The sequence below is a fragment of the Bacillus sp. FSL E2-8900 genome (assembly GCF_037966225.1).
In the GTDB taxonomy this organism is placed as follows: domain Bacteria; phylum Bacillota; class Bacilli; order Bacillales; family Bacillaceae_G; genus Bacillus_A; species Bacillus_A cereus.
Genome location: NZ_CP150193.1, coordinates 3,027,740 through 3,054,003, shown reverse-complemented (window position 1 = coordinate 3,054,003; position 26,264 = coordinate 3,027,740). Strand labels below are relative to the sequence as shown.

Genomic DNA, 26,264 nt, shown 5'->3' with positions numbered 1-26,264 from the left:
TGCTTATGAGTATATTGGTTGTAGGATAAAAAGTAGATTAATAGAGAAAGAGGAGGAGATTATTATAACTACAACCGTTATTTCGCATTTTTACAATGAAGAGTATTTATTGCCATGGTGGCTTATGCATCATACGAAACTTTTTGATCATGGTATTTTAATTAATAAAGGTTCAACAGATCGTTCCGTTGAGATTTGTAAAAAATTCGCACCGCATTGGGAGGTGCGAGATTCTGTAAATCCAGAGTTTGATGCATATGCGACAGATCATGAAGTGATGAGGATAGAACAAGAAGTACAAGGATGGAAAATGATTTTAAATATGACTGAGTTTCTTTGCGTGCAAGATAAAAATCAGTTTTGGAAATCGCTAAATGAATTGGGGGGGAGGATGTATTGGCTGGACGGGCTTATTATGGTTGATGATCCTAACTACAACTATCCGGACCTTAACTTTGTAATACCTTTAATGAAACAGCGGTTTCATGGTTATTTACCAGAAGATTGGCCGTTATGGAGAAGAGGTAGATTTATTCATAATCATGAGCATGGAAGTTATACGGTTGGAAGACATTTATCTGCGCATGAATCGATGATTTATCCACCTCTTGCCTGTATATTATGGTTTGGGTTTAGTCCGTGGAACGATGCAATGAGAAAGAGAAAGTTACAAATTGGTCCGACTCTTTCTGAAGCTAGTAAGCATGGGGGAATGGGGACGCATCATATTGTTACGCCGGAAAGATTAGAAGGATGGTATAAGGAATTAGCGAGAGGAACGAAGGATTTACGTTTTAATGATGCATATCGTTATGTTTTTGTATAAATGATTTCCACCATAAAATTGTTTCTTCAATTCCTGTATTTATATCGTATGTTGGTTTCCAGTTTACTTCAGTTTTTAAACGTTCTACATTAACCCCGACAAATAAAGGTTCATCTTTAGAGAAAGGGATTGCACCTAGTTTAATTAAATGTTCTTTTCCTATCTTTTTAGCAATGATAGAAGCTAAATCTTTAATTTGTACAGATTGGCCAGAAGCGATATTGATGGTGCCTGTAACGCTGTGTTCTAATATTGTTACGAGAGCGTCAGCGACGTCATTCACATGGAGGAAATCTCTCGATTGTTTTCCATGTGTACATAGTGCTTCCTCGTTTTTTAATAAGGAAGTGATAATGTTAGAAACGAGCCGATTACCTTGTTCTTGAGGTCCATACATATGAAAAATGCGGCCCCAACACATGCTGAGGCCTGTTTGTTGTGCATACGTTTCTAGCCAGGAGTGCAGTGCATTTTTACATAAAGAATACGGGGTTTTATAGGAAAGGAGCGGTGAATCTTCAAATAATACGCCGTTAAACCATTCGTACTCTGCGCCAGTACCTGCAACGACAACACGCTTTCCACCACATGTTGTAAAGTGTTGAATCAATGAAATACTAGACTTTAGCCAATAGTAATTATTAATAGATACATAGCATGCTGGTGGCGCTGCTTCCCAAGCAAGGTGAATGAGATGGCTAGGCTGAACGTCGTAAATGAATTGTTTTACTTCGTCATCGCGAAGCAAGTTTACTTTATGCCAATGGCAAGGGAGGTGAGAGGGGTTATTTTTATTATACGTGGCGTGCACTTCATATCCCTTTTGTATAAGTGAATGTACAACATATTTACCTATCCAGCCACTACCACCTGTTACAACAACTTTCTTCATGGCTCGATCACCTCAATTTCTGGAACCGTCACTAAAAATTTACCGCCCCATTCACGAATGAAAGAGCATTCTTTCATAATTTCGTCTTTCAAATTCCAAGGAAGTATAAGAATGTAATCTGGTTTTGTACGTTTAATTTCTGCTGGAGATTTTATTGGAATACGAGTTCCTGGTAAAAGGAGATTTTGTTTGTGAGGATTTTTATCTACTGTATAAGCTAGAAATTCTTTACCTATCCCGCAATAATTCAAAAGGGTGTTTCCTTTAGCTGGAGCACCGTAACCGATAATTTGTTTGTTTAAAGCTTTCGCTTCAATAAAAAACTTTAAAATATTTATTTTCAATTGTTCGATGCGTTTAGAAAAAAGGAGATAGCAATCTAAAGTATCTAACCCGTGGTCGACTTCTTTTTGAATTAATTTTGTAACATTGGAATGGATAGTTGATTGGGCACTTGGATGGTTTACAAAAATCCGTAAGGAACCACCATGCGTTGAAAGTTCTTCTACATCAACAATTTGTAAATGATGATAACTTAAAACTTTTTGAAGGCTTATAAGTGAGAAGTAGGAAAAGTGCTCATGGTAGATAGTATCGAACTGTTTAAAGGATATGAGGTTTAATAAGTGTGGGAATTCAATTGTTATCGTGCCATCTTGTTTTAATAACGTTTTTAAACCGGCAACAAAATCATGCAAGTTTGGAACGTGTGCTAATACGTTATTTGCGACGATTAAATCAGCTTGTGGCAATTTTTTTGCTAAGTCATTACTGAAAAAATTCACATGAGTAGGAATTCCTTTTTTGATAGCAATTTCTGCTACGTTTTTCGCGGGTTCAATTCCCAATGTCTCGATATTTTCTTTTTTAAAGTATTGTAATAAGTACCCATCGTTACTTGCGATTTCAATCACTTTTGAATGTTTCGTTAAGTTGAAACGCTTAATCGCCATTTCTACATATTGTTTAGCGTGTAGTAGCCAACTTGAGGAGTAAGAGCTGAAGTATAAATAGTTATGAAAAATATTTTGTGGAGATTCAAATTCATCTAGCTGTACGAGTAAACAAGAGTTACAAACAAATGTGTGCAGCGGATAAAAAGGTTCCATTTTATATGAGCTTTCAGGAGCTACAAATGAATTAGCAAGAGGGGAAACGCCCAAATCTAAAAAAGTGTTGGTTAGTAATGAGTGGCAAAAACGGCATTTTTTCTGTTCCATTTTATAGCCCCCTTATAAATTTTTGAATGCATCGATTTGTTGTCGCGTGAAAGATTCTATATTTTCACCGGATGCATATTTTTTGTACCAATCAACAGTCCAAGCAATAGAATCATCTGTTGATAACTTAGGGGTCCAGCCGAGTTTGTTTACTGCTTTTGTACTATCGAGTGTTAAAACAGGTGATTCATAAGGAGTATTTGTAGAGGAGGAAATGATTGTTAGTGGGTTATTCCATAATTTTATTACAGATTCAATGACATCATGAACGGTTCTGTTATGTTCATTCATTGGGCCGAAATTCCACGCTTCTGCATATTTAGCATCATTCCAAAGTTTCTCAGCTAAAAGGATATAGCCATGTAGAGGATCTAAAACATGTTGCCACGGACGGACGGCATATTTGTTTCGAATACACAAAGTATGATTGTGCAAATATGCCCGAATGATATCAGGGAATAATCGATCTTCTGCCCAATCACCACCGCCGATGACGTTACCAGCTCTGACTGAGGCGAGTTTCTGGGTATTAGTACGGAAGAATGATTTTTGATAGGATGTTGCCACTATTTCAGCGCAAGCTTTACTAGCGCTATAAGGGTCGAAACCTCCTAGTCGGTCATTTTCCACGAACGCTCGGTCGCCACTACCGTCATTCTCATAACATTTATCGCTTGTCACATTAATAATGGCACGTACGCTTTCGACGGACTTTGCTGCTTCTAGCACGTGGACAGTACCTAAAACATTCGTTTTGAATGTATCGATAGGGTTTTTGTATGAAGCAGTTACGATTGGCTGAGCTGCTAAATGAAATATTATGTCAGGTTTATGCTGCTTCATGGCATGAAATAAAGAATGGTAATCTGTAATATCGCCTTTCATTGTCGTGCACTCTTTTGCTACGTTACCTTGTTCGAAAATGTTAGGAATGGATGGGGGATGAGAAGAAAAGCCTACTACTTCTGCACCTAAAGAACTTAAGAAAAGGGTGAGCCAGGAGCCTTTAAATCCAGTATGTCCCGTAATAAATACTTTTTTCTTATTCCAAAAAGATGATGAAGCCATATTACCAAACCTTCCACGGAGCGTTATTACTTTCCCATAGCTCGACTAATTTATTTTTATCGCGCAATGTATCCATCGGATGCCAAAAACCAGAATGTTGATATGCGGCCAATTCATTTTTATTTACTAACTGAACTAAAGAGTCTGTTTCAAAAACAGACTTATCTCCACTAATGTAATTGAAAACTTCAGGATTTAAAATGAAAAATCCACCGTTAACCCATCCGCCATCACCTAATGGTTTTTCTTGAAAAGATGTTACAGACTGTTTATCTAATATGAGAGAACCGAATCTACCAGGAGGTTGTACGGCAGTAACAGTAGCCATTTTTCCATGTTTTTTATGGAATGTAATAAGTTCTTTTATATTTACATTACTTAATCCATCACCATAAGTGAGGCAGAAAGGTTCGTCTCCGACATAATTTTGAATCTTTTTCACTCGGCCACCCGTTTCGGTATTTACACCAGTATCGATTAGTGTAACTTTCCATGGTTCTACACGATGAGAATGGCTAGTAATTGTATTATCGTTTAACTGTATTGTGAAATCAGACATGTGTAAGTTGTAATTTAGAAAGAACTCTTTAATTGCATATCCTTTATAGCCTAAGCAAATAATAAACTCAGTAATCCCGTAATGACTATACAAACTCATAATGTGCCATAGAATGGGTTTTGTTCCAATTTCAATCATAGGTTTCGGTTTTAAATGTGTTTCTTCCCCAATTCTTGTACCGTACCCACCAGCAAGAATAACAGCTTTCATTTTTTCCTCCTAAAATAAAAATTTATTATTTATACAGTATTCATGTTTTATGCAAATGAGATTGTTTTTGATTAAGTGAATGAAAATGTTTGAGGTGATGACGATGCAGAAAATATTACGGTTTGAATTTTGGAAATAATTTTTGATATTCAGGGTTATGACGGAGGTCTTGTGTTAGGTTACTAAGCTCTAAAAAACGTATGTCCAGTACTTCAGGAGATTGACCGTAATGTGTTTGAAGTCCCATTTGAACACCCCTTTTTGAAAGGGTAGGTGTAATTTGTAATTTTCTTGCTTTTGATTGTTCATTCCAAGGGCTAAAATAAAATTTTAAAATAAATGAAGGATAGTCATAAATTATATATCCGTGCCGCGAATGATGTCTACCAGGTAAATATGCACCGTCTAGATGATTGTGAATAAATCTCCAAGCACATCCGAGATTTGGGTTATAAGGGAAGACACCGTGGTATCGCTGTTCTACTAAGGGGATAGAATATCTAGGCTTTGAATAATTATAATTATGATTATCTATCATTAAAATCATTCTAATCGCATACATGTTTTGGCCTAGTGTATGAAGAGATGAAAAAAATTCTTCAGTATTATTACAACAAAAGAATTCAGTAGTATTTAAAACGATTTTCCAACCTGAAACTTCTCTTTCAATTTCCATCACTTCAATATCAGTATTAGTTGGATCAAACTCAAGAAATCTTGAATTTCGTACTTCCCAGTGGGGTGCTAATAGTTTACAAATCTCTACGGAACGATCTGTAGACCCTCTATTAATTAAAATGCCGTGATCGAATATTTTCGTGTGATGCATAAGCCACCATGGAAGTAGGTATTCTTCATTATAAAAATGAGAAATGATTGTCTTTTTCATATTAATTCCCTCCTATACAAGCAATCATTATTAGTAGGATATGCTTTTAAATAAGAAAGGTTAAAAGTGGCAGACAATGTAGTGATTAGGTAGTAGTTTAGTAATTTTATTGTATAAGTGTAGATTACTCGTATTGAATCATCATAGGAGGAGATTGGGATTTTGTATAAATTGTGAATAATAAACCGTCACGTTTGACTGTACAGTTTATGTATTGTATGATGTAAGTAATATAAACAAGGGGGGAAGATCGTTGGGAAGGTGTATCGAATCGGACAGTTGGCTCTCATGGCTCACGTGTCGAAACGAACGATTGATTATTATACGAATCTAGGTATCTTAAAAGCGGAGCGATCTCAATCTAATTATCGCTATTACGACGAAACAGCATTTGAGACATTACAATTTATTGAGAAGTGCAAAGAAATGCATATGCCGCTTTGTGAGATTAAAGAGAAAATCGAGGAGAAGAAGAAGCTGCTCGGTATCAATGAACACGTTTCGAAACAAGTGAATGAAGTGACAGACCATATTCATCAATTAGAAGTGGAACTTACTGAGTTAAAGCCGCTTTTAGATGGATTGACTGATTCACAACGTGAAAAAATATCGAAATCTTTATCTGGTCAAACGACAGCTTTAATACAGACACTTGCTCTATTATTATAGAATAAGTGAAATCCGACCTCTTTAATTTTTGTATCGGGCTATGTTTTCTAACGAACAAATAAGAAAACATTATAGTATACAGGAGGTGGACACCTTAGTTTTTTAACTAAGGGGATTCATTGGAAATATTTAATTTAGTCATGGTTGCGATTTTAATCGCATTTACTGGATTTTTCGTAGCAGCAGAGTTTGCGATTGTAAAGATACGTTCAAGTCGTATCGATCAGCTTGTTGCGGAAGGAAAACGCGGTGCTTTAGCAGCGAAAAAAGTAACAACAAATTTAGATGAATATTTATCTGCTTGTCAATTAGGTATTACAGTTACAGCTATGGGATTAGGTTGGTTAGGTGAACCGACAATCGAAAAGTTATTACACCCGTTATTTGAGAAATGGAACTTAAATCCTTCTATTTCATCAGTATTAACATTTGGTCTTGCTTTTATGATTATGACGTATTTACACGTTGTAGTAGGGGAATTAGCTCCGAAAACGATGGCAATTCAAAAGGCTGAAAGGGTAACGTTATTATTGGCAGGTCCATTAATGATGTTCTATAAAGTAATGTATCCATTTATTTGGGTATTGAACGGTTCAGCTCGTGTGATAACTGGTTTATTCGGTTTAAAGCCAGCTTCAGAACATGAAGTAGCTCATACAGAAGAAGAATTACGTCTTATCCTTTCAGATAGCTATGAAAGTGGCGAAATTAATCAAGCTGAATACAAGTATGTAAATAACATTTTTGAATTTGATAATCGTATTGCAAAAGAGATTATGGTACCGCGAACAGAAATCGTTGGTTTCTACCTGGAAGATTCAGTAGAAGAACACATGAAAGTGATCCAAAATGAGCGATACACACGTTATCCGATTTTTGGAGAAGATAAAGATGATATTATCGGTATGGTCAACGTAAAAGATTTCTTTATTCGATATATGACCGAGGATCAAAAAGATTTATCATCTATTCGCTCGTATATGCGTCCGATTATTGAAGTGATGGAAACGACTCCAATTCACGATTTATTACTTCAAATGCAGAAGAAGCGAATTCCGATGGCTGTTTTATATGATGAGTACGGAGGAACAGCCGGAATTGTAACGCTTGAAGATATCTTGGAGGAAATCGTCGGCGAAATTCGTGACGAATATGATGAAGATGAAGCACCGCCAATTCAACATGTGAACGAGCAACATATCATTGTTGATGGAAAAGTGCTTATCTCAGAAGTGAAAGATTTATTTGGATTACACATCGAAGAAGATGATGTGGATACAATCGGTGGATGGATTATGATGCAAAATCATGAAATCGAAGAAGGACAACACGTTGAGGCGGAAGGTTATGAATTTAAAGTGTTAGAAAAAGACGCTTACCAAATTAAACGTGTTGAAATTCGTAAGATGGAACAAGAACAAGAAGAAGAGAAAGCAGCAACTGTGTAAGTTGCTGCTTTTCTTCTAAAGTACAAAAAATGAGAACTTAGGAGCGGATATTTTGATTCAAGAAGCCTTACGTGTATATCGATTACAATTGTATGTGATCTTTAGTGGTTTACTACTTATGTGGACGATTACTCCGTTTGGAAAACAAGTGACAGGGTTCGGTATTGGATTAGCAGTAAGCGCCTATTGTCTTTGGTTATTAGCTCGCAGAGTGGAGAAACTCGGAAAAAGTATCGTAATGAAGGAAAAGGCTCCTGGATTAGGAGTTTTAAACCGATTTGCAGCTGCTATTTTAGGAGCTATCATCATGTATGAAATTGAGCATGAAATGGAAATGTGGGCATTCGGTACAGGTATTTTAGGTGGTCACTTTTTAATGATTGCAAATTTAGCGTATGCAAATATGCAGTTAGTGAAAGAAGAAGAGAAGCAAAGAGAACATGCTTCGAAAAACATAGAGCTATGATGAAAGGGACCTAATCAGGTTCCTTTTTTAGTTTAGCGATATGATACAAGTAATCAAATTAATGACAAATATAATACGCTTCTTTTTTGTGTTTTTCAATAGTATGAAAAATAATAAAAAAATTTTAAAAAACCCATCGATTTCTAAAGGTTATGTATGTTATTATGACAAAAGACTTTTTGAAAGAGGTGGATACCAATGTTACAAGCGCTACTTATTTTTGTGCTTCAAATTATTTACGTTCCAATATTAACAATCCGTACGATTTTGCTTGTAAAGAATCAAACAAGATCCGCTGCTGGTGTTGGATTGTTAGAAGGAGCTATTTACATTGTCAGTTTAGGTATTGTGTTTCAAGATTTATCAAATTGGATGAACATCGTTGCCTATGTCATTGGCTTTAGTGCGGGACTGTTATTAGGCGGTTATATAGAGAATAAATTAGCAATTGGTTATATTACGTATCAAGTTAGTTTACTAGACCGTTGTAATGAATTAGTAGATGAATTACGTCACTCTGGATTTGGCGTTACAGTATTTGAGGGCGAAGGTATTAATTCTATACGTTATCGCTTAGATATCGTTGCAAAGCGTTCTAGAGAGAAAGAACTTTTGGAAATCATTAATGAAATTGCACCGAAAGCGTTTATGTCTTCGTATGAAATTCGCTCGTTTAAGGGTGGATATTTAACGAAGGCGATGAAGAAAAGAGCGTTAATGAAAAAGAAAGATGAACATGCATCGTAAAAAAGAGGAGTAGTGCTGCATTAAAAGCGCAGTATAAGTCCAAATGTAAAAGGGAGGAATCTATTTTGATGTAGATTCCTCTCTTTTTTATTGTTAATTGAAAAACTAAATCGTATAATTATTTTTTCTACTCATCCTCAAATTAATGATTAGCCATATAACTTGAAAAAATACCGGTATGATAAACGCGATCAATATAACGATAAGTGATATGGATTTAATTTCAGGTGTTTGAATAACACCAGCACCATCAACCTCTCGTAACCAAATAATAGCGGCCCATATTCCAAAAACGATAATCCAAAATAGGTTACCAATCCACCAAGAAATCCATCGTTTTTTCATGTTAGCACCCCTTACATTTATCTACTGTTAAAAGTATATTTTCGTTCGTTACATTTATAATGAAACAACTTTAAAATTAGTTTTTAACTGTATATCTAACTTGTTTGAAGGTTAGTATTTCTCCATCATCATTATCATCTTTCGTTTGCAAAAGTTGAACTTTTGGTTTGTAGTCTGTCCGATGAGCGTGTTCGATATCTTTAATGTTAAGCTTGTAGGATTCACCATTCTTTAGCTTTTGTTCTAACACTTTTTTATTAGCAACATAAATAAAAGTTACTTTATTTTCATCAATTCCCTCGGTCTTAATTTCTAACTCATTATCTTTTGCTGTGATCGTTGGTGTTAATAATTCCATACTGCCTTTCCCGCTTTCTAAAGAATTCTCTGCTATAGTTGAACATCCTGATAGTATGATTCCGGTGAATAGAAGAACAAGTAATTTCCTTTTCATAACATCCCCTCCGATTCTATGTGATTTTTGATTTTGGCATTGTTAGACTGCTAGTGTGGAGCGTAAATGTTTAGCTAGTACTCTTTTTATTGTACCATAATATGTAAATTAAAAAAGGCTGTATATCCAATGTAAGAGAGACTGAAAAATTTACTTATTGTTGTAAATTCGTGTGTTTTAGCTTCTATTTCAATCGAAATGTAGACGAGAAAAAGAAATTTTTTTATAGAAATTATAATTTTTACATTTTACTATAATGATAGGGAATAGATGAATTCATTTACTTCGGAGGTAGTTATTTGAACATTAATGAGAAGGCAATTGAAATGTTTGAACAAAATAAATATGAGGAAGCAATGGAACTGTTTCAACAAGCAGTACATGAATCTAGAGACCTACAATCTCTCAATAATCTTGCCTGGATGTATTTTTATGAGGAAGAGAATGATGATAAAGCTCTTGAATTAATAAGAGAAGTTGTTAAGTTGAATCCATCTTCATACTTTCCTTATAACATCTTAGGGGACATTTACATGAAACAAGAAAAATGGACAGAAGCGAAAGAAGCATTACAAAAGTCTATTTCGATTCAACCATCAGATGAAGCATATCATAATGTAGCTGTAGCGCATTATAACCTTGGAGAGCTGGAAAAAGCTTCAGAATTTTTCTTGCGAGTTGCAGGGGATTCGGACTATATCATGTATAGCTATGTAAAATGTTTAATTGATTTAGAACGAACGACAGAAGCAAAAGAGAAGTTAGATACTTTTAACAGGGAGTCTGATAATTTTTTAGGGGAAATTCATGTAGCAGATTTATATGTTGAGTTGAATTGCTATAAAGAAGCAATTGAATGGTTCGAAAAGGGATACAAAAAATGCTGGAAAAGTCCTAATTGGATTAGTAGATTTGTTTATGCTCTATATAAAGTGAATCATTTCTCGCGTATAAATGAAGTGATACGGGAATCTATCGAAGCGAAAACAGCAGAAATAAAAGATGTCGAGAATGAAGAAGTAGAAGACAACTGGACAGAGAAAGATAAGAAAGAGTTAATTGAGGAATATACAGAAGCGAATAATGATTATAAAACAATGATAGAGCGTATTAAATCAGGATATGTTCCAGGGTTAGAATTTGAAACGGATTTTATAGGTGGGTGCTATTTGTTTGGTTGTAAAAGGCATAATCATCTTGAATATGAAGAATAAAAAAATCGACTGTCACATATGATGGTCGATTTTTTTTATTATAGGACGCTTGTATTACATAGGTATATATCTATCCTCTTTAGAGGCCACTTTTTTTATATTCAAAATATGTAGTGAAATAAAACCAGTAAGCCCTATTCCGCCAAAAATAAGCCATGGTGTATACACTCCGCTTAAGTTGGATGTAAAAGATGTACCGGTATAATTACCAATGATAAAACCAAATGCGAGTGATAGTTGATAAAATCCAAAGAAAGTGGCTGTATATGATTCATTACTGTAATTTGCAATAGCGATATCAGCGTTTGGTAATACAAGTGTTTCACCGATTGTAAATAAAATTACACAAATAAAGAGCCAATATGGGTGTTGAAATAAAGGAATGAGTAAAAAGGAAATACTCATTAGTAAAACACCGTATTTAATAAAGGAAAGGGTGTTGTATTTGAGAAAGAGTTTTCGGAATAACACCATAAATAGGACGCCTGTTATTGCATTTATCGTAATGACTAATGTAGCAAGTTGATTGCTACTACTAATGTTTTTCATATGAAGTGGAAGTGCGACAGTAAGCTGAGTAAACATAATATAGAAGAAAATCATGATAAAGGAAAACAGAAGGAAATACTTGTTTTGTAAGATGGCCTGTATTCCTAATGTAATAGACGTGTTTTCAGTAGTGACTTGGAAGTGATTTTTAAGTAAGTAAAAGATAAAAGCGAATAACAGCATAAGAGATCCTGTTAGAGAGAAAGCGTAGAGTGGATCGAGTAAGAGTAAGAACCCTCCTGCAATTGGTCCGATTATTGCACCGCAATTAAAGCTAAGGTTTAAATATGTAAATAAATTTTTTCTCAAATGAGCTGGTTGTGAACCGAATATGGCGCGCGCAGCAGGTTCGTAAAATGCAGTTCCGAAGCCAATAAGTGCAGAAGAAATAGAAATTGTATAGAAATCAGAGCATATTCCTAAAGCGATAAATCCGATTCCTCTCAAAAATAAACCGGATATCATCATAATGATATAGCCTATTTTGTCAGCAATTAACCCTGAGAATAATGGGATAACTCGTGATGTAATTGTCATAACCGTCAACACTGTTCCTACTTGGACAGCAGAAAAATGAAGAAAGGTTAATAGATAAATAGCTAAAAATGCGTATACTGCAAAATACCCAAAAGACATAAAAAATGAAGAAATAAGCATGAAACGTATCGGTGTTGAGAAACTTTTCATAGAAATCCTCCTAATTATGTAACCAGTAAAATCATTTGATGGTTAACTATTTTATACTATAATTATACATAAAGTCAGAAAAAAGTAAATTTTAAGAAGAAGGTGGATCGAATTGAATCAAAACGCTCCAAATGAACTAGAACATATTCGGGAATTTTTAAATACATGGAGAATACCAAACGATACGAGAGAGCCAATTGATTTGCTGCAAACAGAAGAAGACATAAAGCTTTTTATGAAAGAATATTTTGATGAAGAGTTTCCATTTCATACGATAGAGGAATTAAGAGGTTTTCGAGAAGATATTCGGATGACAATTGAAGGCGAAGGATCATTGCAAAAATGGTTAGAGAAATACCCATTTCATGTACATATAAAGGATGATATGAAAGATATTACATATGAACCGGTATATGAAGAGAATGTGTATACAAAAGTGTTAAGCATTGTGTTAATGTCAATTCAAGAAAATGTATGGGGAAGGTTAAAAGCATGTCCAGATTGTCGCTGGGTATTTTATGATCATTCGCGAAATGGAAGTAAAAGATGGTGCGGTATGTATGCTGGAGAAGAAGGAGGAAGAGCATGCGGTACGATTGCGAAAGTGAAAAACTACCGGGCGAAGAGAAAAGGGCGATCTGGTTATGATATGTAATTAATATTAGAGAAAGAAAAATGGATGGGGGAATGTAGAATATGAAAGGTACGCAAATGTTAGCTTTAAATAAAAAGTGTTGGGATACAGTTGCACCTTATTTCTTTCAAGTGGATTGTTTACCTAAATATGGTCCGTATACGGCGTCTGAAGATGAGATTCGTTTGTTCGATTCAATCAGAAAGAAAAAGGTTCTTGATATTGGCTGTGGAAGTGGGCATTCGTTGCAATATATGGCGGAACAAGGGGCAGAGGAATTATGGGGGCTTGATCTTTCGAGTACACAAATTGAAATAGCGAATAAGACGTTAAAGGAATGGAATCCAAAGTTAGTATGCGGAGCAATGGAAGAAGAAGGAGATATTCCGAAAGGATATTTTGATATTGTATATTCCATTTATGCATTAGGTTGGACTTTGGATTTAAGAAAAACGTTGGAACTGATTTATTCATATGTAAAGCCAGGAGGAAGTTTTATTTTTAGTTGGGAGCACCCGGTATATTCAAACTTACAGTATGGTACGGAAGAAGTTGCTATAAAGTCTTCTTATCATAAGGAAACGCCCATTACGTTTGAAACATTTAAAGGAGAAAATGTACAAGCGACATTATATAAGAGAAAAATAAGTACATACATAAATGAGTTAAATAGAGCGGGATTTAAAATTGAGAGAATAGAAGAGCCTGAACCATCAAGCTCGTTTGATGGAGAACTAGCTGAGCCGTCTACGAAGTATTATTCTTTATATAAAGCTAGAATGGTGCCGACTACTTTTATTATTAAAGCTAGAAAGTAAAGTGTTTTTATAAAAGAAGCCTATGATTTCAAATAGATGAAATGATAGGCTTCTTTATTTTAAAAAAATGAGGTCAAAGGTGTACTTTTCTTATAAAAATGCATTTCATATAAAAGGTGTAATTATTTTGGGGAAGGGGGATTGTTGTGCGTCATCATAGAAAGTGCAAAAAATTTGGAGTGGCACTGCCTCTTCCGTTTATAGGAGCAACGGGTCCGACAGGTAATAGTGGTCCAATCGGTCCAACTGGAGGGCATGAAGGTCCTGTTGGTCCTACAGGGGTGACTGGACCGACGGGAGCAACTGGGCCCCAAGGTCCTCAAGGTATCAGGGGAATACAAGGTCCCCAAGGGACAACAGGAGCACAAGGAATACAAGGGGCTATTGGTGATACAGGAGAGCAAGGTATAACTGGCCCGACTGGTCTCCAAGGTGCTCAAGGATTAATCGGTAACCAAGGTCTAATTGGTGATATTGGAGTACAAGGATTAGAAGGAATACAAGGAGCAACGGGTCCTGCTGGTAGTCAAGGTATACAAGGCACACAAGGAATACAAGGGGAAATAGGCGAGCGAGGACAAACAGGGGCACAAGGAATGCAAGGAGAGAGAGGCATAACTGGAGTCTCGGGTGTAACTGGTCCACAAGGCCCTCAAGGTGTTCAAGGAATACAAGGAGAGCAAGGGGCTATTGGTATACAAGGAGAAGACGGCTTCCAAGGTATACAAGGAATTACTGGAGAGGAAGGCCCGCAAGGAGCTCAAGGAATACAAGGGGAAGTGGGTCCAACTGGTTCTACTGGAATGCAAGGTGCCCAAGGTATAAGTGGAATAAAGGGGATAACAGGTGCAATAGGTTTACAAGGACCACAAGGTGTGCAAGGAATACAAGGTATAACGGGAGCAACAGGTTTTCAAGGGATAAAAGGAATAAGAGGTATAACGGGAGCGACAGGTAGCATTGGTATTCAAGGCTCAGAAGGACCACCGGGCGGTCCGACGGGAACAACTGGTCCAATTGGTCCATCTAGTGGGGTGACTGGACCAGCTGGACCACCCGGTCCACCAGGAGGTCCAACAGGTCCAACGGGTGCGACTGGTTCAACAGGTGTAAGCGGTGGGATAGGACCAATTGGAGCGCAAGGAGTGCAAGGTATAACCGGTCCAACAGGTCCTCAAGGTGTAAGAGGAGCGCAAGGTTCCCAAGGTGTAGTTGGAGCAGTTGGAGTACAAGGGGCACAAGGTCCTCAAGGTAACCAAGGTATAACCGGTCCAACGGGTGCAGAAGGTTCTCGAGGAATACAAGGTCCGCTGGGAGTAATCGGTCCAACAGGTGCAGAAGGCCCTAAAGGTATTCAAGGTATTCAAGGTGTAATCGGTCCAACAGGTGCACAAGGAATGGTGGGAATCCAAGGTGTAGCTGGTCCAGCTGGTGTTACAGGAGCGGAAGGAGCTCAAGGTGCACAAGGAATCCGAGGAGTAACCGGTCCTGCTGGATCACAAGGTATACAAGGAGTTCAAGGGATACAAGGAGAAACAGGAGCAGCTGGAATACAAGGTCCTCAAGGTGTTCAAGGGATACAAGGGACTACCGGATTGACAGGCACACAAGGTGCACAAGGTCCTCAAGGAGTGCAAGGAATAATAGGACCGACTGGAGCTATTGGCTTGCAAGGTTCTCAAGGATTACAAGGAATAACGGGTCCAACAGGAGCGCAAGGAGTGCAAGGAATACAAGGAGTGCAAGGAATTATCGGTCCAACAGGTGCACAAGGAATTAGAGGTCCCCAAGGAAGTGCAGGGGAAGTCGGTATAACAGGCCCACAAGGAGTCCAAGGAGCGCAAGGTAGTCAAGGCCCACAAGGCCCACAAGGAAATGTTGGAATTACAGGTGCAACGGGTGAAACTGGGGCTACTGGAGCAACCGGGGCAACTGGACCACAAGGTGTGCAAGGAGTGCAAGGGATTACGGGAATACAAGGAATAACGGGAACGACAGGCAATACAGGTGCAACGGGTCCGCAAGGAATACAAGGTATACAAGGGATTCAAGGGTTGCAAGGCCCAATTGGAGCAAGTGGGGTGACAGGTGCTAGTGGTAGTATAGGCCCAGTTGGAGCACAAGGTAGTCAGGGCCCAAGTGGTGTGGTGGGACCGACAGGAGCAACTGGTAGTGCAGGTTCAATAGGTTTCTTGGGAATAGCGGGAGCGACAGGAGCGACTGGCTTACCTAGCGGGGGGGGTTATTTCTTTTCTACTTCAACGAGTACAATTGCAGCGAATGCGTTAATACCAATTAATTCTGGATCTACAGTTTTTGGTTCTGATGTCAGTTTAACAAATGCAACAACTGTAACGTTAAGTACGCCGGGAATTTATTTAGTAAGCTATTATTTTCAAGGCGATCCAACTGGGGGGAATGAAACGATTTCAGTGAGGCTTACTTTAAATGGAACACAAGTCGCAGGGAGTTTTATTTTTTATGTTACAGGAGGTACTTTTATATTAGAACCAGCAGTTTCGAATACGATGGTCATTGAAGTTACTTCTTCAAATGCTACTTTATCTTTACAAAATGGCCCATTAGCTATTGGGCATGTAACGACATTATCTGGTGTGATAACAGCTAGTTTAAATGTATTAAAAATAGTTTGATACGTTAGTTATAACGGGGGGAGCTGCTTGTGAGGGATCAAGATAAGTGTAGTAAGTTTCAAGCACCTATTCCTTTTCCGGCGTCAGGTATTACGGGACCGACTGGTCCAACGGGTCCGACAGGTTCTTTAGGTGGACCAACTGGACCGCAAGGAATACAAGGCGTACAAGGGCCAATTGGTCCAACAGGTCCGACAAGAATACAAGGAGTGCAAGGGGTGCAAGGAGAGATTGGACCAACAGGTCCTACTGGTTTAACAGGACCACGGGGGGCTCAAGGTAATCAAGGGCCTATGGGAGAACGAGGCCCACAGGGAATACAAGGTGTTCAAGGAATACAAGGAGAAAGAGGTCCGACTGGTCCAACTGGTATTCAAGGGATACAAGGAATTCCTGGCCCAATCGGTCCGACCGGTCCAACAGGAATACAAGGCATACAAGGAATGCAAGGAGAAATCGGTCCAACCGGCCCAACAGGAGTACAAGGAATACAAGGAGTGCAAGGGGAAATTGGTCCGACTGGACCAACTGGAAATACTGGTATACAAGGTGTGCAAGGTAATTTAGGAGGTAGTGGTTTACAAGGTGTAACCGGAATACAAGGAATACAGGGTCCGATTGGTCCAACAGGGCCAACTGGTTCTCAAGGAATTCAAGGGGAGCAAGGACCAATGGGTCCACAAGGGGAAACTGGTGTTCAAGGTTTACAAGGTCCCCAGGGAGAAATGGGGCAGGTAGGTCCAACAGGAATACAAGGAATACAAGGAGTGCAAGGTGTAATCGGTCCGACTGGTCCAACCGGTTTACAAGGTGATCCAGGTCCAACCGGCCCAACAGGAGCCACTGGGATAACTGGTCTGACAGGTTCTGCAACTGGCCCGACTGGAGCAACCGGTCCAACTGGTCCACCAGGAGGTCCAACTGGTCCAACCGGTCCAGCAGGATCACCAGGGGGTCCAACGGGTCCGACTGGAGCAACAGGGGCAACAGGAGCGACCGGAGCAACAGGAGCGACTGGAATTCAAGGGGTACAAGGAATCCAGGGACCGACCGGAGCAACTGGTGTAACAGGTTTGCAAGGAGTACAGGGACCAATGGGGGCAACGGGTCCAACGGGTGATCAAGGCATTCAAGGTCCACAAGGGATACAAGGAGTAACCGGTCCGACTGGTCCGCAAGGTCTACAAGGAATCCAGGGACCGGCAGGAGCAACCGGTCCGACTGGTCCACAAGGAGTGCAAGGAGCACAGGGGCCAATCGGTCCAACCGGCCCTCAAGGTCTACAAGGCATACAAGGTGAGCAAGGAGTAAGGGGAGCGACCGGTCCAACTGGTTTACAGGGGCTACAAGGAATCCAAGGTCCGAGTGGTCCAACCGGTCCTCAAGGAGTGCAAGGCGTACAAGGTCCGAGTGGCATAACCGGTCCAACTGGTCCTCAAGGAATACAAGGTATTCAGGGACCACAAGGAAGTATAGGCCCAACCGGTCCGACTGGTGCAACTGGTCCTCAAGGAATACAGGGAATTCAAGGACCACAAGGAGTAACGGGTCCACAGGGAATACAAGGTATACAAGGAATTCAAGGTGTAATCGGTCCAACCGGCCCAACTGGACCGCAAGGAATTCAAGGGATAACCGGTTCGACGGGTCCAACAGGAGCAACAGGAGCAACCGGACCTACTGGTGCAACGGGTCCCCAAGGTCCTCAAGGAATTCAAGGGATAACCGGTTCGACGGGTCCAACAGGAGCAACAGGAGCAACCGGACCTACTGGTGCAACGGGTCCCCAAGGTCCTCAAGGAATTCAAGGACCACAAGGAGAAACTGGTCCAACAGGAGCAACCGGACCTACTGGAGCAACGGGTCCTCAAGGTCCACAAGGAATCCAAGGTCCACAAGGGGTAACGGGGCAGGCGGGAGCGACCGGCCCTACGGGAGCAACAGGTCCACAAGGAATCCAAGGAATCCAGGGGCCACAAGGTGTGACGGGAGCAACCGGAGCAACCGGAGCGACTGGAGTGACTGGTGCAACAGGACCGACCGGAATACAAGGCATACAAGGAATAACTGGAGCAACAGGGGTAACGGGGATAACGGGCCCAACAGGTGCCACAGGTCCAACAGGCTTAACTGGAGCAACAGGATCATCTGCTATATCGACAGGTGGCGGATATTTCTTTTCTACATCAACAAGCACAATTGCAGCAAATGCCAACATCCCAATTAATTCTGGATCCACTGTATATGGAACTGGTGTATCTTTAACTAGTGCTACGACAGTCACAGTAACGACGCCAGGAATATATTTAGTAAGCTACTATTTTCAAGGGGATGCAAATGGTGGGAATGAGACAGTATCTGTTAGATTGCTATTAAATGGAACGCAACTAACAGGGAGTTTTATACAAAACGTAACGACATCAACTGTAGTAATCGAACCAGCCATTTCAAATACACTTCTTGTGAATGTGACGAGTGCCAATTCAACATTAATATTACAAAATGGCCCGTTAGGTGTAGGGCATGTGACTACTATAGCAGGTGCGATTACAGCAAGCTTAAATGTAGTGAGAATTTTATAAAGAATATAAAAAACACAAGGAATGTCTTTGTAAGACACACCTTGTGTTTTTTAATATTAAATAAACATTTTCTTTATCTTTTCGGTTGAAAAATATGCTGAAAGAAGTATTTGTGATGTAAGTTATCTACAACCTTATTTGCTTGATATGTGCGTTGTTTTTCAATTCGAAGTCTTTGCTCCATCATTTTAATTGCGTGATCAGATAAACGTAACATAATACATTCTCCTTTTCTATAAATATAGGTGACTATTTGATATCGATCCCATATTTATAATTAAGGAGGCAAAATGTGTAACATAGGCAAAAAGCACCTTCCTCTCCCATTACGCTTACGAGGTTAGCTGTCGGACTCGGGAAGTGAGAGTTTCCCTACTTAAAAAAGATTCGCCCCAAGTAGCATAGCTACAAAAATGGTTCCCCCGCTCCAAAATTTGGACTCAGCAAAAGGTTTTATAAAGTAAAAAATAACATAAAGGAGCGAACAAGTCAAATTATTTTGTGTATTCTGTCTTTTTTAATTGCGTAAGAATCATACCGTCAGGAAGTATTGTATCTGATACTGTAATGAATCCGTGTTTTTTATATAAAGTAATAGCAGGGGTATTCGCTTTACCTGTTTGTACAATATATGTCATTGGAGAGGGAAACATGTTAAATATATAAATTAGGAGTTTCGTTGCGATTCCTTTTTGAAAAAAATCGGGCGATACAACTAGCCTATGGATATCGATTAGTTTTTCTTCTTGTACAAAAGAAATAAAACCGACAAGTTTATTTTCAGAAAAATATCCATAGAATGTTTCAACGCAATTTTGAATATCGTTTACAGTATCATATAAACGAGGTATGGCAGTACTATTTAAGTAGTCTGCTTCAACTTTATAAGCTGGAATTTGAACCTGTAAAATGGATGTTGCTACTTCAAAAGAAGTGGAATTTAACTTAAGAATCATAGATAATGAAGCCTCCTTTAAATATGGTATATGAATATAATTGCTTTATGGGTGAGTTTGACAATATTTTTCTTTTTTGCATATAATATATGTATCTCCATATGTAAAATAGTAGTAAATATATTTCTATAGTGAAATATGATTAGCAATGATAAATACATATGTTTGTATTAAATCATACAAACTATAATAGAAATGGAGGACTAAAAATGGGATGGATTATCACATTAATAGTTGGTGCTATTATAGGTGCAATTGCTAGTTCTATAACGGGTAAAAATTTCCCAGGTGGTATGTTCGGAAATATTATCGCAGGTTTATTAGGTGCTTCATTAGGTGGTAAATTATTTGGAACTTTTGGGCCGTCTTTTGGTGGGATTCATGTCGTGCCAGCATTATTAGGTGCAATCGTGTTAATTTTTATTGTATCATTTGTAGTGAAAGCTGCAAAGAAATAGATATATAGATTATGATGAAGAGCCCTGAATAAGGGCTTTTCATCATTCGAAGAGGTGGTTTCGTTGGAGAAAATAAATATAAGAAAAAGAGATAAGTTAAGAAAGTTTTTTAGAGAACAAAATTATTTGGCGGTATTACTTGGATTTGCGTTATTGTTCATTAATATTTTATTGCTAACAAAAATATCATTTGTTTTTACACCGTTTATCGTATTTTTAAAAACAATTTTCTTCCCAGTACTATTAGCAGGCGTGCTATTTTATATTTTACATCCATTCGTTTCGCTTTTAGAAAAGAAAGGTGTTTCAAGAATCGTATCGATAGCTTCCATATATTTAATCGTACTAGGATTATTTGTATTTTTAGTTGTAACGGTTATCCCTATTATTAAAGATCAAATTGATGCATTAATTGATAACTTACCGTATTTTGGCCATGAGATTGAACAAGCAGCACGTAGATTCGGGGAAAGTAATTTACTCGGTAAAATTCAGGAGAATTTAAATATTAATGTTGCGAATATGGTAAAAGAATACACAGTTGATTTTACAAAGTCATTATCATCAGTAACTGGGAATGTAACTGGATTTTTGAGTACTGTTACAGAGGTTGTTTTGACATTTGTAATGGTTCCATTTATATTGTTCTATCTTTTAAAAGATGGTGAGCAATTGCCGAATCACTTTTTAAAGTTTATTTCAGAGCAAAGACAACCAGCAGCAATGAGAATACTAGATGATATGCATTATGCGATTAGCTCGTATATTAGAGGTCAAATTATCGTCAGCTTATTTATCGGTATTATGCTATTAATTGGTTATCTTATTATTGGTATTAAATATGCGGTATTACTTGCGATTTTAGCGATGATTGTAAATATCGTTCCGTACGTAGGACCAATTATCGCGATTACACCAGCGTTAATTATCGCATTTATCGACTCGCCAGCAATGGTGTTAAAAGTAATTATTGTTATGATGGTTGTACAATTAGCAGAAGGTAAATTTATTTCTCCGCAAGTCATGGGTAAAAAGTTAGATATTCACCCGATTACTATCATTTTTATCATTTTAACTGCCGGAAACTTATTCGGGATTATGGGCATTATTTTAGCCATTCCAGGATATGCGATATTAAAAGTGTTAGTTACACACGGTTATAGATTTGTTAAGTTGAATACGTGAAAAAAAGCGCTAAAACAGTGGGAACTGTTTTAGCGCTTTTTTATTAACAATTCATTTGCATATTGGCGCGCCCATTGATCCGCTTCTAATATAGCATCTAGTGAAGGATCTTTTACGTTATGATGAGCTTCAATTGTTTTGTAAATTGTTTTTTCAATATCGAAAAAGGCAATTTCATTTTTTAAGAATAGCGCATTCGCAATTTCATTTGCTGCATTTAATACAGCGGGAGTAGTACCACCGATTTTGCCACATTCATATGCGTATTGTAGACAAGGGAACTTCTCTAAATCTGGTTTTTCAAAATGTAAACTACCGATTTCTAATAAATTTAATTTTTCATAGGAAGAAGGTAGCCGAGTAGGATAGTGAAACGCATATTGAATCGGCATTCTCATATCAGGAGCACCGAGCTGTGCCATAACTGATCCATCAATAAATTCTACTAAAGAATGAATGATACTTTCTTTATGAATCATTACATTAATTTTTTCATATGGAATATCAAATAGCCATCTCGCTTCCATTACTTCGAACCCTTTATTCATTAATGTGGCAGAATCAATCGTTAGTTTTGCGCCCATTAACCAGTTTGGGTGCTTTAAAGCATCTTTTGCTTGTAATGTTTGCATTTCATCACGTGCTTTATCACGGAATGCACCACCGGAAGCTGTTACAATTAACTTCTCAATCTCTTTATTATTTTCTCCGTTTAAACATTGGAAAATAGCTGAATGCTCACTATCTACTGGAATTAAGCGACATCCGTTTTGTTTCGCTAGTTCAGTTACGATATGTCCAGCTGCAACCAAAGTTTCTTTATTAGCAATAGCGATATCTTTCTTCGCTTTTAATGCTTCAATTGTTGGAAGTAATCCTGAAACACCTACAACAGAGCTTAATACAAGATTTGAATCAGGGTGAGTAGCTACTGCAATTAAGCCATCAGTCCCGTGTGTGATTTTTGTATTTGCTGAAATACGCGTACGAAGCTTGTCTGCTAAGTCTTTTGTCGCAACGCTTACAATACGAGGTTGAAACGTTTTGATTTGTTGCTCAAGAAGATCGATATTATAATTTGCGGTTAAACCGGCGATTTTAAAATGTTCAGGATGAGCTGAAACGACATCTAATGCAGATGTGCCGATGGATCCTGTGGAACCTAAAATGGATATATATTTTACCATGAAAAAACCTCCAAAGTTGTTTCGAATATTTCTGCAAACCTATATAATATTAGACAATTGAAGTGGAAATTCCTTCTATATAAAATAGAAAATTTTGGTTTGTTTGGAAGTGAAATGTGATAAACTGTAAAAAATAACGAAAAAGCAATGAAAGAGAAGAGTACATATTCGAAACTTTTCAGAGAGCTGATATGTGGTGAGAATCAGTAAGGGATGAATATGGAATGGACTCTGGAGCTTCTAACTGAAATGAGTAGGTAAAGACGGTTACTTCACGTTATTGAAGTATGAAGTGAGCTAATGATAGCTAATTAAGGTGGTACCGCGGGAGTCTCTCGTCCTTTTTTAGGATGAGGGGCTCTTTTTATTTTGAGAAAGGAGGAGTTAGTGTGAGTGAAAAAATAATGTTAACAGGAATTAAGCCGACAGGTTATCCACATTTAGGAAATTATATTGGTGCGATTAAACCTGCATTACAAATGTCAAAGAATAATGAAGGAAAAGCATTGTACTTTATAGCTGATTATCATGCATTAAATGCTGTGCATGATTCAGAAAAGTTCAGCAGTTATACGAAAGAGGTAGCAGCTACTTGGTTATCGCTTGGACTTGGAGAAGATGTTATTTTTTATCGACAAACAGAAGTACCGGAAATTCTAGAATTAGCTTGGATTTTAGCTTGCCTAACTCCGAAAGGTCTTATGAACCGTGCTCATGCGTATAAAGCGAAGGTGGAGCAAAATAAAGAAGCAGGGTTAGAGGTCGATGCGGGAGTGAACATGGGGTTATATACGTACCCGATCTTAATGGCAGCTGACATATTATTATTTCAAGCTACACATGTACCTGTCGGAAAAGACCAAATTCAACATATTGAAATCGCGCGTGATATTGCGACGTATTTTAATCATACATTTGGCACGACATTTACACTTCCGGAGTATGTCATACAAGAAGAAGGAGCAATATTACCTGGCCTTGACGGAAGAAAGATGAGTAAAAGTTACGGAAATGTGATCCCATTATTTGCAGAGCAAGAAAAACTACGAAAGTTAATATTTAAAATCAAAACAGATTCTTCACTTCCAAATGAACCAAAAGAACTAGAAACCTTATTTACAATTTATAAAGAATTTGCGACAGAAGACGAAATACAGTCATTACGTGAAAAATATGAGACTGGAATCGGATGGGGCGATGTGAAAAAAGAGTTGTTTCGCATAGTAGATCGAGAGTTAGCTGGACCTCGTGAAAAGTACGCAATGTATATGAATGAGCCGGATTTATTATATGAAGCATTAGAAAACGGTGCTGAGAAGGCACGCGCTATTGCAAAGGTAAATTTAGCGGAAATTAAAAAACGGATTGGATTTAAGAGGGAACGTTAAGCGTTCCCTTATTTTTTTTGATAATCTGTAATAATCCTCTCAATAACAGGGGGAAGATTATTAGGTAATTCATCAAGTGAAAAGAAGCGTAGTTCTTTTGATTCACTTTGATCGCATACAAGTTCACCATGAAATTCTCGGCAAATATAAACAACGAGTACACCGTGTACTTGATCGCCGTTTGGATAGATTTGAAAGTAATCTGGTCCAGAGTATGTACGGAATAGTTCTGGATTTTTAATAATAAGTCCAGTTTCTTCATATACTTCTCGCTTTAAAGCGTCTTCTAATGTTTCGTTATATTCTAAGGCACCGCCAATAATGCCCCAGCGGTTAAAATCTGTACGGAGTTGCAGCAATACTTCATCTTTTTCATTTAATATAATGGCGTGTGATCCTATTAGAATAAGTGGATGATTTCCTACTAGATTTCTCATATCTTCAATATAACCCATGTCATTGCTCCTTGTATTTAATAATAGTTAGGAAGTTCTTTTAACATTCTTTCTGTTTTACGTGCTGTAAAGGCTAAGTTATGGTCATCTTTCGTTCTGAAAAATAATGTGCGTAAAAAGGTTTTAATATTGGCACATAAAATACAATACTCATTAAGCGAAAGGCGTTTTCTAATTTGAGGAAGCCTTTTTATTTTTTTATGAATAATAGAAATTAAATCGTTCTGAGGAAAATCATGATACAGCATTGCTAGTAATGGAGTAACAATGCGTTCATCTTCGTTATTATGAAAAAGGTCAGATGGAATAAAGATTTTATTTAATAAACAATGAATTAATTCTTCGTACCATTCAAAAGTTGTATACGTATTATGAACAATTTCAGTAAAGGCATCAGATACATGAGCAAGACAATGAGCCCATCCTTTATTTTCGATATAGCCCCGAAAATCTGTTTCTAAGTTTGTGTATGTAATGAGTTTATTTTTTATTTCTTCGATATCCTCCTCTGTACAAAAGTAGTGCGAATTAGCGAATTGGAGTATTAACGCAATTAACGAAACAGTGTAAGAACGTGTGAAAACCCCATCTGTATGTGGGGAGTAAATGTCACAATATAAATACTCATCACTTAAACAAGTTTGCAGAAGTAATTTCAGCTGATCGTCCATAAGGAATTCATGATGAATGAAATGCGCAAAACATTTATATATAAGTTGGTAACGAACGTAGCTATCAGTCGTTCCGATATACTGAAGCATGTTCAAAGTTAACTCATTTACGTCTATATGTTGCAGTTGCGTATAGTCATTTTGTTGTATAAGCTCTAACTGTTGTTGCAATGCTGTAATATCCACTGGAGAACCTCCTCCGCACTTTAAAGATGCGATCTTTTCTAGTATTCTATATATTCAAGGACAATCCTGCTCATGCAAGGAGAACGATTAGAAATTCGAGTATGATATAGATGAGGGAAGAATATGACGACGATAGAACAGTTAGAAAAACATTTTAAAATAAGAAGAAATGCTTCTTCTATTATGATAAAAGAAAATAATGCAGAGATTTTTACAGAAGAGCAATTAGAGGAAATGATGCAATATTGCGTTGCTGAAGCTAAAAAAGATGGATTAGAAAAACTACATTTTGAAATCTCTTCAAAAAGTCCAAATTATGATGTGTATAAAAGATGTTTTGAAACGTATTTATTTGAATATGTTACGGAAAACATGATTGTATTTAAAGATATATACGAAGTAGAAGATGTAGAAAGTGAAATTGATTTTAAGCTTATTGAAGAAGTTGGAGAAGAGGCTTTTTATTCACTGTGGAATGAAGCAACGGGAGAACCAGTCGCTCATGATCAATTTGTGCATATGATGCTACAAGAAATTGGTGAGCAATGGAAAGAACATTGCTTAACAGCGAGTGCCGATGAAGAGCCGATAGGAATTGTAATCCCGCATATTGAAAGAGGTACGTTAGAAGAAGGGAAACTTATGTACTTCGCAGTTACTCCAAATATGCGTAATAAGGGATATGAAGCTGCGTTATTTGCAGGTGCGATGTTTGTCTTAAAGGAAATAGGTGCATCTTATTATATTGGTGAGACAAATATGCAAAATGAGTGGATGAAGGATGTTTTTGAAAAGAACGGATGTCAGCTGCTGAGTTGTACTGAGCGGTATGTGAGGAAGTTTTAGG

Annotated in this window: 27 protein-coding genes, 1 riboswitch and 1 other annotated feature; of the genes, 14 read left to right on the top strand and 13 right to left on the bottom strand. The window is 37.7% G+C overall.

The window, feature by feature from the left end:
• Nucleotides 1-25 precede the first annotated feature (25 nt).
• On the top strand, nucleotides 26-826 hold the full coding sequence (locus NST90_RS15625; protein WP_078384832.1) for a glycosyltransferase family 2 protein: 801 nt from the start codon (nucleotides 26-28) through the stop codon (nucleotides 824-826).
• Here NST90_RS15625 and NST90_RS15620 read toward each other — a convergent pair.
• The 5 genes from NST90_RS15620 to NST90_RS15600 all read right to left on the bottom strand — a co-directional run bounded on the left by NST90_RS15620 (nucleotide 795) and on the right by NST90_RS15600 (nucleotide 5,664).
• Nucleotides 795-1,718 (bottom strand): NAD-dependent epimerase/dehydratase family protein, encoded by a 924-nt coding sequence (locus NST90_RS15620; protein ID WP_046392910.1) that lies wholly within the window; start codon nucleotides 1,716-1,718, stop codon nucleotides 795-797. The two genes, NST90_RS15625 and NST90_RS15620, sit on opposite strands and share 32 nt — an antisense overlap.
• Nucleotides 1,715-2,938 (bottom strand): class I SAM-dependent methyltransferase, encoded by a 1,224-nt coding sequence (locus NST90_RS15615; protein ID WP_046392909.1) that lies wholly within the window; start codon nucleotides 2,936-2,938, stop codon nucleotides 1,715-1,717. Before NST90_RS15615 ends, NST90_RS15620 begins: the two co-directional genes overlap by 4 nt.
• A gap of 12 nt (nucleotides 2,939-2,950) precedes the next feature.
• Nucleotides 2,951-4,006: a CDP-glucose 4,6-dehydratase gene (gene rfbG / locus NST90_RS15610; protein ID WP_016111537.1), complete on the bottom strand. Its 1,056-nt coding sequence runs from the start codon at nucleotides 4,004-4,006 to the stop codon at nucleotides 2,951-2,953.
• 1 nt (nucleotide 4,007) lies between these two features.
• Nucleotides 4,008-4,775, bottom strand: coding sequence for a glucose-1-phosphate cytidylyltransferase (rfbF, locus tag NST90_RS15605; protein ID WP_000648805.1), 768 nt, complete (start codon nucleotides 4,773-4,775; stop codon nucleotides 4,008-4,010).
• Between the two features lie 115 nt (nucleotides 4,776-4,890).
• Nucleotides 4,891-5,664 carry a glycosyltransferase family 2 protein gene (locus NST90_RS15600; RefSeq protein WP_000750974.1) on the bottom strand — a complete coding sequence of 258 codons (774 nt, stop codon included), beginning with the start codon at nucleotides 5,662-5,664 and terminating at the stop codon, nucleotides 4,891-4,893.
• Between the two features lie 261 nt (nucleotides 5,665-5,925).
• On the opposite strand from NST90_RS15600, the gene NST90_RS15595 reads away from it, so the two are divergent.
• From NST90_RS15595 to NST90_RS15580, 4 genes are all read left to right on the top strand, one after another.
• On the top strand, nucleotides 5,926-6,333 hold the full coding sequence (locus tag NST90_RS15595; RefSeq protein ID WP_000285635.1) for a MerR family transcriptional regulator: 408 nt from the start codon (nucleotides 5,926-5,928) through the stop codon (nucleotides 6,331-6,333).
• Nucleotides 6,334-6,452: 119 nt separating this feature from the next.
• Nucleotides 6,453-7,781, top strand: coding sequence for a hemolysin family protein (locus NST90_RS15590; protein WP_000402258.1), 1,329 nt, complete (start codon nucleotides 6,453-6,455; stop codon nucleotides 7,779-7,781).
• A gap of 52 nt (nucleotides 7,782-7,833) precedes the next feature.
• Nucleotides 7,834-8,247 (top strand): ATP synthase subunit I, encoded by a 414-nt coding sequence (locus NST90_RS15585; RefSeq protein ID WP_000613876.1) that lies wholly within the window; start codon nucleotides 7,834-7,836, stop codon nucleotides 8,245-8,247.
• Between the two features lie 198 nt (nucleotides 8,248-8,445).
• Nucleotides 8,446-8,994: a DUF2179 domain-containing protein gene (locus NST90_RS15580; protein WP_000938438.1), complete on the top strand. Its 549-nt coding sequence runs from the start codon at nucleotides 8,446-8,448 to the stop codon at nucleotides 8,992-8,994.
• A gap of 105 nt (nucleotides 8,995-9,099) precedes the next feature.
• On the opposite strand, the gene NST90_RS15575 is transcribed toward NST90_RS15580, so the two are convergent.
• Nucleotides 9,100-9,339 (bottom strand): DUF3923 family protein, encoded by a 240-nt coding sequence (locus NST90_RS15575; RefSeq protein WP_000747695.1) that lies wholly within the window; start codon nucleotides 9,337-9,339, stop codon nucleotides 9,100-9,102.
• Nucleotides 9,340-9,415: 76 nt separating this feature from the next.
• A complete protein-coding gene (locus tag NST90_RS15570) occupies nucleotides 9,416-9,793 on the bottom strand; it encodes a hypothetical protein (RefSeq protein ID WP_044306797.1) in 378 nt (125 codons plus the stop codon).
• 299 nt (nucleotides 9,794-10,092) lie between these two features.
• On the opposite strand from NST90_RS15570, the gene NST90_RS15565 reads away from it, so the two are divergent.
• Nucleotides 10,093-11,007, top strand: a complete 915-nt coding sequence (locus NST90_RS15565) for a tetratricopeptide repeat protein (protein WP_098955206.1) — start codon at nucleotides 10,093-10,095, stop codon at nucleotides 11,005-11,007.
• 54 nt (nucleotides 11,008-11,061) lie between these two features.
• Here NST90_RS15565 and NST90_RS15560 read toward each other — a convergent pair whose 3' ends face one another.
• On the bottom strand, nucleotides 11,062-12,243 hold the full coding sequence (locus NST90_RS15560) for an MFS transporter (protein WP_061113582.1): 1,182 nt from the start codon (nucleotides 12,241-12,243) through the stop codon (nucleotides 11,062-11,064).
• A gap of 112 nt (nucleotides 12,244-12,355) precedes the next feature.
• On the opposite strand from NST90_RS15560, the gene NST90_RS15555 reads away from it, so the two are divergent.
• From NST90_RS15555 to NST90_RS15540, 4 genes are all read left to right on the top strand, one after another.
• The gene (locus NST90_RS15555; RefSeq protein ID WP_006922529.1) at nucleotides 12,356-12,898 is read left to right on the top strand and encodes a CGNR zinc finger domain-containing protein; all 543 of its coding nucleotides are present in this window, start codon (nucleotides 12,356-12,358) and stop codon (nucleotides 12,896-12,898) included.
• Between the two features lie 41 nt (nucleotides 12,899-12,939).
• On the top strand, nucleotides 12,940-13,695 hold the full coding sequence (locus NST90_RS15550; RefSeq protein WP_025708778.1) for a class I SAM-dependent methyltransferase: 756 nt from the start codon (nucleotides 12,940-12,942) through the stop codon (nucleotides 13,693-13,695).
• A 146-nt stretch (nucleotides 13,696-13,841) separates the two neighbouring features.
• On the top strand, nucleotides 13,842-16,349 hold the full coding sequence (locus NST90_RS15545; protein WP_061113583.1) for a collagen-like protein: 2,508 nt from the start codon (nucleotides 13,842-13,844) through the stop codon (nucleotides 16,347-16,349).
• A 23-nt stretch (nucleotides 16,350-16,372) separates the two neighbouring features.
• Nucleotides 16,373-18,931, top strand: a complete 2,559-nt coding sequence (locus NST90_RS15540; RefSeq protein WP_326040605.1) for a BC_3345 family exosporium-associated protein — start codon at nucleotides 16,373-16,375, stop codon at nucleotides 18,929-18,931.
• A 73-nt stretch (nucleotides 18,932-19,004) separates the two neighbouring features.
• Here NST90_RS15540 and NST90_RS15535 read toward each other — a convergent pair whose 3' ends face one another.
• Nucleotides 19,005-19,148 carry a hypothetical protein gene (locus tag NST90_RS15535; protein ID WP_000945243.1) on the bottom strand — a complete coding sequence of 48 codons (144 nt, stop codon included), beginning with the start codon at nucleotides 19,146-19,148 and terminating at the stop codon, nucleotides 19,005-19,007.
• Between the two features lie 96 nt (nucleotides 19,149-19,244).
• Nucleotides 19,245-19,387: riboswitch (cyclic di-AMP (ydaO/yuaA leader) on the bottom strand.
• 38 nt (nucleotides 19,388-19,425) lie between these two features.
• Complete coding sequence (locus NST90_RS15530) at nucleotides 19,426-19,887, bottom strand: GNAT family N-acetyltransferase (protein ID WP_000601226.1); 462 nt, start codon at nucleotides 19,885-19,887, stop codon at nucleotides 19,426-19,428.
• 209 nt (nucleotides 19,888-20,096) lie between these two features.
• Between NST90_RS15530 and NST90_RS15525 the strand changes: the two genes are divergently transcribed.
• Nucleotides 20,097-20,345: a GlsB/YeaQ/YmgE family stress response membrane protein gene (locus NST90_RS15525; RefSeq protein ID WP_000539727.1), complete on the top strand. Its 249-nt coding sequence runs from the start codon at nucleotides 20,097-20,099 to the stop codon at nucleotides 20,343-20,345.
• A gap of 63 nt (nucleotides 20,346-20,408) precedes the next feature.
• Entirely contained in the window at nucleotides 20,409-21,530 is a 1,122-nt protein-coding gene (locus tag NST90_RS15520) for an AI-2E family transporter (RefSeq protein ID WP_000411484.1), read from the top strand.
• A 29-nt stretch (nucleotides 21,531-21,559) separates the two neighbouring features.
• Here NST90_RS15520 and NST90_RS15515 read toward each other — a convergent pair whose 3' ends face one another.
• Nucleotides 21,560-22,717, bottom strand: coding sequence for a 1-deoxy-D-xylulose-5-phosphate reductoisomerase (locus tag NST90_RS15515; protein ID WP_283748146.1), 1,158 nt, complete (start codon nucleotides 22,715-22,717; stop codon nucleotides 21,560-21,562).
• A gap of 138 nt (nucleotides 22,718-22,855) precedes the next feature.
• Nucleotides 22,856-23,063: a binding site (T-box leader), on the top strand.
• A 43-nt stretch (nucleotides 23,064-23,106) separates the two neighbouring features.
• Here NST90_RS15515 and NST90_RS15510 point away from each other — a divergent pair.
• Entirely contained in the window at nucleotides 23,107-24,105 is a 999-nt protein-coding gene (locus tag NST90_RS15510; protein ID WP_242266159.1) for a tryptophan--tRNA ligase, read from the top strand.
• Between the two features lie 8 nt (nucleotides 24,106-24,113).
• Here the strand turns inward: NST90_RS15510 and NST90_RS15505 are convergent, their stop codons facing one another.
• Nucleotides 24,114-24,560: an NUDIX hydrolase gene (locus NST90_RS15505; RefSeq protein WP_000540463.1), complete on the bottom strand. Its 447-nt coding sequence runs from the start codon at nucleotides 24,558-24,560 to the stop codon at nucleotides 24,114-24,116.
• 17 nt (nucleotides 24,561-24,577) lie between these two features.
• Nucleotides 24,578-25,417 (bottom strand): DUF2785 domain-containing protein, encoded by an 840-nt coding sequence (locus NST90_RS15500; protein ID WP_000355451.1) that lies wholly within the window; start codon nucleotides 25,415-25,417, stop codon nucleotides 24,578-24,580.
• Nucleotides 25,418-25,540: 123 nt separating this feature from the next.
• Here NST90_RS15500 and NST90_RS15495 point away from each other — a divergent pair, with 123 nt between their 5' ends.
• Complete coding sequence (locus NST90_RS15495) at nucleotides 25,541-26,263, top strand: GNAT family N-acetyltransferase (protein ID WP_000207371.1); 723 nt, start codon at nucleotides 25,541-25,543, stop codon at nucleotides 26,261-26,263.
• Nucleotide 26,264 lies beyond the last annotated feature (1 nt).

What these genes read in the sequence shown, in the direction of transcription:
- NST90_RS15620 (WP_046392910.1), bottom strand. Translation starts at nt 1,718, where the DNA reads ATGAAGAAAGTTGTTGTAACAGGTGGTAGTGGCTGGATAGGTAAATAT.
- NST90_RS15615 (WP_046392909.1), bottom strand. Translation starts at nt 2,938, where the DNA reads ATGGAACAGAAAAAATGCCGTTTTTGCCACTCATTACTAACCAACACT.
- rfbG (WP_016111537.1), bottom strand. Translation starts at nt 4,006, where the DNA reads ATGGCTTCATCATCTTTTTGGAATAAGAAAAAAGTATTTATTACGGGA.
- rfbF (WP_000648805.1), bottom strand. Translation starts at nt 4,775, where the DNA reads ATGAAAGCTGTTATTCTTGCTGGTGGGTACGGTACAAGAATTGGGGAA.
- NST90_RS15600 (WP_000750974.1), bottom strand. Translation starts at nt 5,664, where the DNA reads ATGAAAAAGACAATCATTTCTCATTTTTATAATGAAGAATACCTACTT.
- NST90_RS15580 (WP_000938438.1), top strand. Translation starts at nt 8,446, where the DNA reads ATGTTACAAGCGCTACTTATTTTTGTGCTTCAAATTATTTACGTTCCA.
- NST90_RS15575 (WP_000747695.1), bottom strand. Translation starts at nt 9,339, where the DNA reads ATGAAAAAACGATGGATTTCTTGGTGGATTGGTAACCTATTTTGGATT.
- NST90_RS15570 (WP_044306797.1), bottom strand. Translation starts at nt 9,793, where the DNA reads ATGAAAAGGAAATTACTTGTTCTTCTATTCACCGGAATCATACTATCA.
- NST90_RS15560 (WP_061113582.1), bottom strand. Translation starts at nt 12,243, where the DNA reads ATGAAAAGTTTCTCAACACCGATACGTTTCATGCTTATTTCTTCATTT.
- NST90_RS15550 (WP_025708778.1), top strand. Translation starts at nt 12,940, where the DNA reads ATGAAAGGTACGCAAATGTTAGCTTTAAATAAAAAGTGTTGGGATACA.
- NST90_RS15535 (WP_000945243.1), bottom strand. Translation starts at nt 19,148, where the DNA reads ATGTTACGTTTATCTGATCACGCAATTAAAATGATGGAGCAAAGACTT.
- NST90_RS15530 (WP_000601226.1), bottom strand. Translation starts at nt 19,887, where the DNA reads ATGATTCTTAAGTTAAATTCCACTTCTTTTGAAGTAGCAACATCCATT.
- NST90_RS15525 (WP_000539727.1), top strand. Translation starts at nt 20,097, where the DNA reads ATGGGATGGATTATCACATTAATAGTTGGTGCTATTATAGGTGCAATT.
- NST90_RS15515 (WP_283748146.1), bottom strand. Translation starts at nt 22,717, where the DNA reads ATGGTAAAATATATATCCATTTTAGGTTCCACAGGATCCATCGGCACA.
- NST90_RS15505 (WP_000540463.1), bottom strand. Translation starts at nt 24,560, where the DNA reads ATGGGTTATATTGAAGATATGAGAAATCTAGTAGGAAATCATCCACTT.
- NST90_RS15495 (WP_000207371.1), top strand. Translation starts at nt 25,541, where the DNA reads ATGACGACGATAGAACAGTTAGAAAAACATTTTAAAATAAGAAGAAAT.